This window comes from Coleofasciculus sp. LEGE 07092, assembly GCF_015207375.1.
GTDB lineage: Bacteria > Cyanobacteriota > Cyanobacteriia > Cyanobacteriales > Coleofasciculaceae > LEGE-07092.
In genome coordinates this window covers 18,232-28,588 of sequence record NZ_JADEWY010000087.1, presented here as the reverse complement: position 1 = coordinate 28,588, position 10,357 = coordinate 18,232, and the positions used below count along the sequence as shown (strand labels likewise).

The following is a 10,357-nucleotide window of genomic DNA, read 5'->3' as shown; positions in this document are numbered from 1 at the left end:
CATCCCACTTTTAGAAGTGGGTTTTACTCGATTAATTTCTTTTATGAATCGGTTTCCGGGAGCTATCCCTACAGCTCAAGAACAGACTGATTTCCACTTTTCCTCTTCCTAGAGTGACAAAAGAGCGCTATAGTGTTTTCAGATGATTCGTGTACAGCCAAAGCACTGAAACCCTTACTGGGTAAGGGTTGCTTGTTTACTGCTTGTTTACATCTCCAATGAAAACGCTATATGCAAGATTAGTCCATTGCCGCCGTATTGCTCTTTTGGTTAAACATTGATCTCCAAATTGACATTTTTCCACTATTGACTTTTTGTCCTGATTCATTCAACACCCCAACGATGAAATTTTACTTTAACTGATTTCAAGGTATCTTAGAGTGATTGGGGAAGTGTTAGCGAATAGTCTTGCACAACCTTGTACCTCTCCCCAGATGCTGTGAAAAGTCAGTTTACGAGGGTTTTTTTATTCAGCCTATCGGCATTAATGCATAGCGTTTTTGAGGCTGAATAATGGCTAATGAACAAGGACTTTACCACTTGCAAGACCAACTAAGCAAGTGGAAACCCAATAAAATTGACGCCAATCTCAAACGAGAACTGAAACACGGCTGGATGATTCCCTATCTGCTAGACATCGATATGATGACCTGGCAGCGCTGGGATTATTGGGCAAAGATAATGATGGCAGGCGAACTACTCCCAGAACCCATCCCACAAATTGAATTTGAAGCTTCGGCTTCGCTCAGCTTCAACACCGAGCGGAGCCGAGGTGTTGATTTTGGCTCTTGCCGAAATGCAGAAGGAGAAGGCAGCGGTGCCAGAAATCACATTGAAAAGTGCCTCGATTTGATTCCCCAACACGGCAGTTGGCTAGGTTGGAGTAGCTGGCAGTATTTCGATTATCTCATGGATTGGTTGCTATTCGGCTTCGGCTATCACGGGCAACCAGAAGAACCATCAGAACCATCAGGATGTACGGGTGCATCCATGCGACTGTATCAGTACTTCAACTTAGCTTGGCTGATGTGCTATCCGTGGGACTATTTCGGTGGAATTCTAGCCGCAAACCAACACGGCAAACATCTGGGTTTCTATCCAACTCCCATGCCCGTCGTGAATATGATGGCACGAATGTTGATGGAAAGCGACGCCCTGAGCGAAGTCGAAGGGGGAGAAGATAATCGCATCAAAACCGTGTGCGACCCCTGCCTTGGCACAGGTCGAATGCTGCTGTATGCTTCCAATTATTCCTTCCGGTTGTATGGGCAGGACATCAATCCCACTGTCATTAAAGCCAGTTTAGTTAACGGCTATCTCTACGCCCCGTGGATGGTAAAGCCATTTCCCTTCCTTGATGCTCCACTCTGTAATGGTCACGTTCAGTGTAGCGACGGGGAAACTGTTAGTCAAAAAGTCTCTGATGATTTGACGAATAATCAGGCAATTTCATCCCGACCTGATGTGGCTGAGTACCTGGCTGATACAGAACATGATACCGAGCAACAGTGGCGGTTTGAACCCATAAAGAAGCGGAAGAAGAAAGGTAGTAAACCTGATTCGTTAGAACCCGACTATTATCAAGGCTGTTTGTTTTAAATCGCTTCCCAAGCGTAACTAGGTGGCACTTATCCTTGGCAATAGCCGGGGATTTTTTATCGAAAAATTGGGTCTAAAGCTTCGTTCTTATAGAACGAGTTTGTGTTATAATTAACGCGAAAGTAAAGGGTGTTTAACCCCTCTCCTACACGCCTTTCAAATCGCTGCTCCCGTTAGTTCCAATTCATCTAAAATTGCCATCGAACCACTACCAAACAGATGCAACTCATCGACAGCGCGAGTCATTGCCACATAGAGCTGCCGTCGAGCCAGGGCTGATTTCTCCTGATCGGGAAAGCAGCAATCGGCGAACTGCTCCACCCACAGGATCAGAACAACTTTAAATTCTAAGCCCAGCGATGACAGGGCTGTGACAATCCGCACCCCTGGTATTTTGACGCTGTAGTTCAGCTTGGTTTTATCGCTTTCCGTAATCCAATAGGTTCTCAACCCCAAGTCATTAAGCTGCTTGATCATCCCCTTGAGTAAGGTGCGATCGCTACGGGCTTTCCAGCGGTAGATAATTGCAATATCCCCCGGCGCGTAACCGGACTCAGAGAGCTGCTGCACTTGTTTGACTAACGCTTCCACTGCCATTACTTTTGATGAAACCCGATGCAGCACGGGTTTAGAGCCATGCCGCAGCGCTGCACTGGGTTTGACTATCGGGAAAGTAATGTCATCATCTACAGAGGTTTCACCCTTAGAAATCGGTTTGACAATGTTCCAGGCAGCGGTGAGAATTTCTTGGGTGTTGCGGTAGTTGAGCGTCAGATATTTGGTTCGTCCCTGAGCCTGAATTCCCACTGACTTCCATTTAAAGGATTGACGCTTATACAGACTCTGAGAGCCATCAGAAACTATCATCAAATCGCCCTTGATAGGGTCTTTCAAGGCGGCTACACAGCAGCGGAACCAGTTGGGTGAAAAGGTGTGAGCCTCATCCACTAGTACCGAATCCCACTTCCAGTCTGGGGGCTGCTGCTGCAAAATGGATAGCACCTGTTCACCCAGGAACTGGTTGTATTGTTCGTCATTGTTGTTGAATTCTTGAAGATTGGGTAAGCGACCCATGAGCGATCGCGCCCAGTTGTGAAAGTGCCTGACTTCAATCCGCTCTCTATATTGGGGGTTTTGGTCATCACCGTGCAGAACTGAGCGCAGATAAGAGGCTAGGGGAATGTTGAAACACAAGATTAGGATGCGATGCTCTAACAGGCGGTTAGCCAGTGCCCTAGCCCGAGCCAGTAAAATCAGGGTCTTACCAGAACCTGCTACCCCAGCGAATATATGATGACCGTCTTTTATCTGCCGCGCCATTCTCTCTTGCTCAATGTCCAAGCCGACAATTACTGAGCTGCCTGATGGTAGTTTTATCCCTGAAGGAGCGCTTTTGGAGGTGGCAGGTACTTCTTTAATCTTCATCTCTGGATGAAGCACACCTTTAATCGTGCGGATTTGTTCATCGGAGAGTGCCGGGAAGGAAAAACGGATGGTGAACATAGCTTGAAACCGACTAATTAGCTCACGTTCCCCCCATTTCATCCACGCCCGCATCTCATCTTGATAGGCAACCTGGGGCTTCTCCAGCAATGAATAAATGTCTTTGTCTTTGTCTTTGCATCGGGCTTGAGCTTCGGTGATATTGGACATGACTGCACCGACACCAACCGGGAAAGCCAGCTTACCTTTGTAGTTGCCATCATGTTGGGTCAGAATCGGGTAGCTCTTGAGCTTGTCTAGTACTGCTGTTAAGTAATCATGCCCTTGGCGCAGAGGGGATTTCTGGCGTTCAATTCGACTGGTGTGACCTTGCTTTCGCCTGATCTCGAAAAAATTATTGTTAGCTGTGATAATCTGCCTGGGATACCAACCCTTGACCTCGACAATCAGCAGCCCGAATGTTGACCCCAGGATAATGAAATCTGGATACCGATCGCTTACTCTCGGTTCATGCCAGACGAGGAAATCATCGGGGAGGCGATCGCGCAGCACGCCATAGAGCGTTTTTTCTCCTTCACTTGCTGTGGTAGGGATTGAATCAGGAATCATCATCGCCACAACGGATTGACCTCACAGCGCTCATACAATAATCCTATGCGCTACAGTCGCCACAGGGGAAACATTTAGGGTGTCCGGGTACAGGACATAAATTTTTAGGGGGTTAATCTATGTCATCTGGTAAATCCTTGATTGACATCCCGGCTTCCTCCATCAGTTCAACTAATCGCTTTACTTGAGAAACAGAAAATTTTAGTTGTTGGTGAACCCCCCTCTCATAACGATTGATCGTCTCGCGAGCTATTCCTAACGCTTTCCCAAACTCTTCCTGGGTCATGCCAAGACGCTCACGAACTTGCTTTAAAGTTGGCACATTAGGGTTGAACTTTTGACTTTTATCGTTTACCATCGTACCAGCAAAGTGACGGTTCGTCACTTTGCGAACAAAAAACTGACGGGGAAACATTTATGGCAGTCCCTATACTTCCTGTTTCCCTGTCTTATCTATGCGTAGTTTCTCATTGATAGAGGAATTTGCGTAGCTTAACCTGATTACTCCATGAATCCTCAAGCTAGGCGATCGCTAGCACGAGCGATAGCTCCACGCATTGCAATCGCCTTACTTGGACAATTCGTCAACTGGGATGGAGAAAATACTCTCCCTCTCCCAACTCAACAATTAGCAATTAACAATTAGCCATGAATCACAACGAATGGATTCGCCTCTTTAACGAAGGCGACAGAATTGCTATGGCTCTTGTGACAGAAGGCTACCAAGTCCTTAAGGTAAAAGGCACTCTATCCTGGAAAATCCTTGCATCCAAATCTAAAATCTCAAAAGGTTACACCCTCACCTGGTTGCCTGCCCCAGTTGCAGAGTGGACACTTTTACCCAAGGATTTCACAGCGGAACGCCATCGCCTGATTCAGATTATTCAATCATCCCTCTCCCCCAAACCCTCTCTCTACCGGGGTACAGGTCGTTACCCTGAAGGGTACTCAAAACCTTGGGCGATTGCTCAACTGTTACCCAATGCGACTCGCTGCACGATTGCCAGATTCTTCAACAGGCAAGATGCTTGCGATCATCTTCGCTTCTTAACCCAAAGAGTACCTGCGGCTAAATTCACGATGTTTTTCGATCCACCTGATTGTTAGATTCGCAATCGTGTTCAAGATTGGGAGCATCTAAGAGGAAGTACTCATTAGCTCCGGTTCCCTAGCGATAGACTCAACAAGCTGGATTGCCAGCTTCTTCTTCTTTTCCTTGGGTAGGCTTTCCAACACTTCCTCAAACAGATACTCCGGTTGAGGTACAGTCCCCAGCAGCAGACCAAAAAACTGCTTTTTTGCCTCCAGGGGTAGAGGCTCAAGTAGCTGCGCCAGAACGCCTGTGGTCGCATCCTTTCGACCCTTTCTGAACTGGCTGATAAAAACCTCGGAAATTCCCGATTCTTGGGAAAGCCACTTGGCACTTATCCCAAAGTCCTTCAGCGTTTGATTGAAAGCTTCATTCCATTTCATATCTCGATTCTACGCCAAAGTTCCTTATTAACCCTTGGTTAAATTACCGTTATTAAATTAAACTAAGGGTTAATAAGTACCCAATTCCCCTAGAAATTTTTCAACAGCAGCCATTCAACGGACAGTTTAACTATGACATGGACAACCAAGCATTTAGGGTTTTGCATCGAAAAAGGCTTCACCCCCACCGCCATTAAATTTTATGAATGGCTCTTGACTCAAATGGACGAAGGCGCTGACGAAATTATAGACCTCAGAGACTTCAACAAGTGGGTCGCCGCCAAGCGAGGCAAACCTCACGATAACCGTATTGTACGACGAGCTGTAGAGCAATTGATGGAGGCTGGAGTAATTATCCACGCCAAAAAATTTACCTCATTCGTTTGGAAATGGACGGTGAAAAGCATTGATTTTTTGCTGAATCCGAAGCCGAAAAGGTCCCAGAAGCGATCGCCAATTCCCAAAAAACAGCCCGAAAACCCTAGTAATGCTGAACCAGGTGGACAAGCAGCAACAGCAGATCTAACCACAGCCCTTTTCGGAGTTGACGATCAAGTGGCTTCTAACTTAGAGCAGTGTTTGACACTTTGTGAAGAAGCTGGGATTAACTACGAGCCAGAAGCCGCAGCCGAGGTATTGGCTGGTGTTGATCCAGAGGATTTAAAGAAAGCCTTGGCTCTATTTCACAAGCGAGGTGGACATCGAACAACCCGCAATCCTGAAGGATGGTTGAGAAAGTGTCTGGAAAGGGGTTGGTGGGAGACTCGCCAGAGTACGAGTCTAATTGATGTCCTGTTGAGTTTGAAGAAAATGATGGGAGTAGAGTGATGGTAGCAGCGGTTGTCAAACCCGATTCAACGGATACCTGTCCCGAATGCGGAGCAAGACTTTTACCTAATCGGAGAGGGGTTGGTTGTTCTTACTGTGAGTGGTCTCCATCACAGGAAGATACACTTCTGCTTATACCTTTAAACCAAACGAGTATTGACCCGCAACGGCTCCAACCTCATCCTGAAAACGACCGTATTTATGGAGAGCATGAGGATGTATCACCGCTGGTTGAGCTGGTTCAGCAGTCCGGTTGGATGAAGCCAATCGTTGTGTCTCAACACGGGCGAATTATTTCTGGACATCGACGTTGGAAAGTGGCTCTTGAGTTGAGGTGGAACGAAGTGCCGATAGTTGTGCGAGAATTTAGTGATGAAATGGCAGAACTGGAAGCTCTGTTACTGGAAAATGCGACCAGGGATAAAACGGCTGAACAGAAGGTGAGAGAGGGTCGAGTTTGGGAGAGTATTGAGCGAGAGAAAGCACGAGAGCGTTCTTTGGCAAACTTGAAACAGAATCAGAACCAGGCTACCGAGGTGGAAAATTTTCCACCTCGGGGAAAGGGGAAAACACGAGATGCGATCGCCTCTCGTGTTGGGTTGGGTTCAGGTCGCAATTATGACAAAGCTGCCAAAGTAGTGGAAGAAATTGATAAACTGACGGCAACTCATTTTGAACAGAACCAGGAGTTTGCTAGAGTTCTCAGACACACGCTCAACAAGCAGAGCGTTCATGCGGCTTACCAATTGTTAAAGCCTCCCGCCTCTAGAAAACCAGGTTCTGTGGCTGTAGCAACAGCCGGGACAACTGTAGACTTAGGTTGGCCTGCGGTACGCGATCGCATAATTGTAGTTAATGAAAACTCGCCGTTTAAGGGAATGCGGGGGACTGTCAGCGGACGCCCGAACAGAGATGGAGTAACTGTATCCTTTGACACAGGGGGATATGAATACCTTCGAGTTGATGAGTGTCAACCTGAGCCACTTTCTGAAGATACGGCGGTATCTTCCAGCACTGTTTCCAGTGAAGCCGTAGAACCTTTTCCCAAATCGAATAACTTATTTCCCTCTAGCTTAACGGAGTGTCTGACGATAACAGAACTCTATGCCTTTATTGAGGATAATCTGGCACAGGCGAGTGATGAGTTTTTAGAGATGGACTGGAGATGTCGTAACGAACTGCGGCAGATTTCTAGCGGTACTATTGATAACCTGATTCTGGGTAAACTGAAAGAAACGCTTGGAGATATGAAGCCTTATTTAGGACTGCTTTCAAAGGATAGATTGGCAGAAATTGAATATCTGAAACAGGAATTGGAAACAGTAACAGTAGAGCGTGATGAGTTATTAGCGAGGATTGAACAGTTAAGTCCAGAACAAATTCAGGTTGACTCTCGTTCTGATGAGTGGCTCCATGAAATTATCAAGCTTGCCACACAGGAACTTAACCAACGCCAGCAACCAGGATAGTTCTCACGCGCCTTTGTCATTAGTGGTAGGAGCCTACTCAAAAAAATTGGGAATATAGTACGAAGAAAGGCTCTAGGTGGAAAGTGATCGCCTTTGGGTAAAAGGTGAGATGCGATCTGCGCTTCTCCCAAGGGGAGACGCCAAAGGCGAACGCAGCAGCGCTTCGCTATCGCATCCGACTAAACCTAGAGCTAGGTGGTAGAAGTTACTACCCGAATTTTCAGTAATTTTCAGGTAATAACGTAGAGAAGAGGACTTACTACTTGAGATCCAAAGCCCATCATCTACAAGAACAAGGTCGGGTATTTCAAGAAACAAGCCAGAAGATTTGCAGAATAGGTTGCGATCTGGAGCCACTTCAGCTCAAGAGGGAATACTAAGGCTACGGAAGTCCTTAACCTTTTGACTGTCAAGAACTTAGGTGAGCGTTTAAAAGACGTGGGTTAAGAGTTATTCGGGCTGAATTCTTGTAACAATCCTCTGAACTCCTTAAAAGAAGCGCTATCGCGCGTAATGAAATGAGGTTAGCTAGCCCCTCATCAACACATTTTTAGGAGTCATCCCTCGATGTTCGACACATTGAATCAACAAACCGCTCAAGCCATTTCCGCCGCAGAAAACCTTGTTGAGCAGCTCAAGCAGCAATTGAAACAGGCTCAAGACACATTGAACAGCCTTTATCAGCAGCAGCAACTCGAACAAACTGCTCAAGGCACCGTGAAAACGGCATTAGATATGGCTCACAAAGCTTATCATGCGCTAGACGCTGCCTATCCCAATAATCCCGAAGCCATTGAGGAGTTTGAGCAAGCCTTCCTATCCCTGCGAAACCGTCATCGGATAGACTTCGGCGTGAGCGCTCAGTCGAACGCTGAGTTTGAGCATCCCTTGCCAACCGTTGACAAAGAAGACGACTTCATTGATGTTACGCCACTTGCGGTGAGCGAAGTCGAACCGCAGACTACTCCCAGCAACAGTAATAGTAATGGTAACGGACACCACACTTCGACGCAGCTCAGTGACCACTCCACACAATCTGCTGACTTGCCTTACCTGCTACCCGTAGCCGAACCTGAACTGATCGACCCTTCAACCGAAATCCTAACAATCGACGAGCTTAAAGTCTTACCCCGTGATACGTTACAGACTCTTTGCGATCGCTTCAATCAACCCAAGAACGGTAATCGCCTCCACATCGCCAAGCGTTTAGCAGGCAAGGTCATTCGTCGCGACGTCACCTCACCTGAACCTAAACTCGAATTCTAGTTCTCATCCACATCCATATCAGTTTAGCAGGCAAGGTCATTCGTCGCGACGTCACCTCACCTAAACCTAAACTCGAATTCTAGCTCTATCCACATCCATATCAAGCCTGACTCATACCCTTCAACCGAGTCAGGCTTCACTACATTCAGGAGAATTTCCCATGACTTACTTCGCTTGGAATACCAAAACCGCCCGTTACAATCTTTACGTTCCCCGGTTTCAATTCGTTCTTGCTGCTGAGTGGCTACGCTCCAAAGATATCCGCTTTACCAGCCACATCGACGCCAAGAGCGATACTGCAATCTTTACCATTAAGCGTAACGATATCGCCGAACGCTTCCTTAACGCACTGAAAGCTAAACACGGCAAGAAACCCGTCACCCAACCACCTACTTTTAGTCGCTGCATCAGCCAGGAGGAATGGCGACGCCGCTGGCAATTTGTCTCAAACTCTAACAAGCCAGTTACCCGTGAAAGCTATCGGGATAACTCTCCTCGGACTTATGGATTCAGTAGCATCTCCGAAATCGCTGCACGTCTGAATCTACCCAAGCCCCAGGTGCAAGCTATGGCTACTCATAATGACGGCACTTCGACCCTTCGGCAAGCTCAGGGCATCGCAAGCTCAGTGTTCCACTCTATTGAAAGAGACTTTACCGATGGTTCGACATCGCTCACCATAAATAGCGTAAGCGGTAGCGACGTAGGAGCGTCTGACACAAAAGCACCTCAACAGGCGATGGTCGCTCCGCGAACCGCCGAAGGCATCACTAATCAGTTCCCCAAGCCAAAATCTGTCCACCAAATGACCTGGGATGAACTCCATTCTACCTGTCTAAAACATGGCATTGACCCAAATTCACTCAAAGGTAGTAAACCACAAGTTGTCAAAGTGCAGATGAAAGCTGCGTTGCGCTCAATCGGCATCACAAAAGCATAGATAAGGGTTTACCCTGAGCTTAGTCGAAGGGACGCCCTGCTCATGTTGATTGGATGAGCGGGGCGAAGAGCTGCACTTCGACAAGCTCAGTGTTCCACAAGCAATCAGCTCCTCCGCTGGTAACAGGTGCATGAAAGTCGCTATCGCTTCTAAATGCGTGAACAACATAAATAGAAGTGAACAGCAATGAACTTATTACCTCTGCATACCCTAATCACTCACTTTGAAGACAAGAGCGATAACGAAATTATTGAACTCATCAAGTGGTGTCACAATGACCCGGAGTGCTGGAGTTGGATTGTTGAACAAGTCGGGTTCGACCCGTATGAAGAAGAAGAAAGTTCGCACGAAGACGACGAAAGCTGGACAGAAAAAGAGACTTATTTCAGTCTTGCTGAATTTCTAGCTTGTGACCTTGAGGAACAGCTCTCCGAAGAAATTGAACACCTCTTTGCTCAACAATAACCCCTTTTTCACTCAGCCTTCACTATGAGGGTTGATTTTTTGCCGAGAACCATCATGTTAGCCTTTCGACTTCGCGGCAGTTGAGCTTGTCGAAACTCAAGGCTAAAGCCGAGCGGAGCCGAGGCTTTAGTTCATTTCCTCATTCATCCTGTTACCCAACACGTTACCGCTCTTACGCTCTCTTCGGAAGACTTTTTTTATTTAGCAACGCAGTCTCACCTGACTATAGCTTGTTACCGAAACAACTTGTCAACGCTGGAAGACA

11 protein-coding genes are annotated in these 10,357 nt (G+C 47.0%); 8 read left to right on the top strand and 3 right to left on the bottom strand.

Annotated elements, in window-relative coordinates:
• The first annotated feature begins 513 nt into the window (after nt 1–513).
• Nucleotides 514–1,599 (top strand): N-6 DNA methylase, encoded by a 1,086-nt coding sequence (locus IQ257_RS19825; RefSeq protein WP_193878236.1) that lies wholly within the window; start codon nt 514–516, stop codon nt 1,597–1,599.
• Nucleotides 1,600–1,755: 156 nt separating this feature from the next.
• Here IQ257_RS19825 and IQ257_RS19820 read toward each other — a convergent pair whose 3' ends face one another.
• Together IQ257_RS19820 and IQ257_RS19815 are read right to left on the bottom strand one after the other, a co-directional pair.
• Complete coding sequence (locus IQ257_RS19820) at nt 1,756–3,654, bottom strand: NERD domain-containing protein (protein WP_228060858.1); 1,899 nt, start codon at nt 3,652–3,654, stop codon at nt 1,756–1,758.
• Between the two features lie 109 nt (nt 3,655–3,763).
• Complete coding sequence (locus IQ257_RS19815) at nt 3,764–4,066, bottom strand: helix-turn-helix transcriptional regulator (protein WP_322744402.1); 303 nt, start codon at nt 4,064–4,066, stop codon at nt 3,764–3,766.
• A 93-nt stretch (nt 4,067–4,159) separates the two neighbouring features.
• On the opposite strand from IQ257_RS19815, the gene IQ257_RS19810 reads away from it, so the two are divergent.
• Nucleotides 4,160–4,297, top strand: a complete 138-nt coding sequence (locus IQ257_RS19810; protein ID WP_193878232.1) for a hypothetical protein — start codon at nt 4,160–4,162, stop codon at nt 4,295–4,297.
• Nucleotides 4,298–4,299: 2 nt separating this feature from the next.
• The gene (locus IQ257_RS19805; protein ID WP_193878230.1) at nt 4,300–4,758 is read left to right on the top strand and encodes a hypothetical protein; all 459 of its coding nucleotides are present in this window, start codon (nt 4,300–4,302) and stop codon (nt 4,756–4,758) included.
• Nucleotides 4,759–4,788: 30 nt separating this feature from the next.
• Here IQ257_RS19805 and IQ257_RS19800 read toward each other — a convergent pair whose 3' ends face one another.
• Nucleotides 4,789–5,124: a hypothetical protein gene (locus IQ257_RS19800; RefSeq protein ID WP_193878228.1), complete on the bottom strand. Its 336-nt coding sequence runs from the start codon at nt 5,122–5,124 to the stop codon at nt 4,789–4,791.
• A gap of 132 nt (nt 5,125–5,256) precedes the next feature.
• Here IQ257_RS19800 and IQ257_RS19795 point away from each other — a divergent pair, with 132 nt between their 5' ends.
• From IQ257_RS19795 to IQ257_RS19775, 5 genes are all read left to right on the top strand, one after another.
• The gene (locus tag IQ257_RS19795; protein ID WP_193878226.1) at nt 5,257–5,952 is read left to right on the top strand and encodes a hypothetical protein; all 696 of its coding nucleotides are present in this window, start codon (nt 5,257–5,259) and stop codon (nt 5,950–5,952) included.
• Nucleotides 5,952–7,421, top strand: coding sequence for a ParB/RepB/Spo0J family partition protein (locus IQ257_RS19790; RefSeq protein WP_193878224.1), 1,470 nt, complete (start codon nt 5,952–5,954; stop codon nt 7,419–7,421). Before IQ257_RS19795 ends, IQ257_RS19790 begins: the two co-directional genes overlap by 1 nt.
• A 567-nt stretch (nt 7,422–7,988) precedes the next feature.
• The gene (locus tag IQ257_RS19785; protein WP_193878222.1) at nt 7,989–8,687 is read left to right on the top strand and encodes a hypothetical protein; all 699 of its coding nucleotides are present in this window, start codon (nt 7,989–7,991) and stop codon (nt 8,685–8,687) included.
• 160 nt (nt 8,688–8,847) lie between these two features.
• Complete coding sequence (locus tag IQ257_RS19780) at nt 8,848–9,627, top strand: hypothetical protein (RefSeq protein ID WP_193878220.1); 780 nt, start codon at nt 8,848–8,850, stop codon at nt 9,625–9,627.
• 186 nt (nt 9,628–9,813) lie between these two features.
• On the top strand, nt 9,814–10,092 hold the full coding sequence (locus IQ257_RS19775) for a hypothetical protein (RefSeq protein WP_193878218.1): 279 nt from the start codon (nt 9,814–9,816) through the stop codon (nt 10,090–10,092).
• Nucleotides 10,093–10,357: the final 265 nt, after the last annotated feature.

Excerpts from the sequence above, each read along its gene's own strand:
- IQ257_RS19825 (WP_193878236.1), top strand. The coding sequence starts at position 514 with ATGGCTAATGAACAAGGACTTTACCACTTGCAAGACCAACTAAGCAAG.
- IQ257_RS19820 (WP_228060858.1), bottom strand. The coding sequence starts at position 3,654 with ATGATGATTCCTGATTCAATCCCTACCACAGCAAGTGAAGGAGAAAAA.
- IQ257_RS19815 (WP_322744402.1), bottom strand. The coding sequence starts at position 4,066 with ATGTTTCCCCGTCAGTTTTTTGTTCGCAAAGTGACGAACCGTCACTTT.
- IQ257_RS19810 (WP_193878232.1), top strand. The coding sequence starts at position 4,160 with ATGAATCCTCAAGCTAGGCGATCGCTAGCACGAGCGATAGCTCCACGC.
- IQ257_RS19805 (WP_193878230.1), top strand. The coding sequence starts at position 4,300 with ATGAATCACAACGAATGGATTCGCCTCTTTAACGAAGGCGACAGAATT.
- IQ257_RS19800 (WP_193878228.1), bottom strand. The coding sequence starts at position 5,124 with ATGAAATGGAATGAAGCTTTCAATCAAACGCTGAAGGACTTTGGGATA.
- IQ257_RS19795 (WP_193878226.1), top strand. The coding sequence starts at position 5,257 with ATGACATGGACAACCAAGCATTTAGGGTTTTGCATCGAAAAAGGCTTC.
- IQ257_RS19790 (WP_193878224.1), top strand. The coding sequence starts at position 5,952 with ATGGTAGCAGCGGTTGTCAAACCCGATTCAACGGATACCTGTCCCGAA.
- IQ257_RS19785 (WP_193878222.1), top strand. The coding sequence starts at position 7,989 with ATGTTCGACACATTGAATCAACAAACCGCTCAAGCCATTTCCGCCGCA.
- IQ257_RS19780 (WP_193878220.1), top strand. The coding sequence starts at position 8,848 with ATGACTTACTTCGCTTGGAATACCAAAACCGCCCGTTACAATCTTTAC.
- IQ257_RS19775 (WP_193878218.1), top strand. The coding sequence starts at position 9,814 with ATGAACTTATTACCTCTGCATACCCTAATCACTCACTTTGAAGACAAG.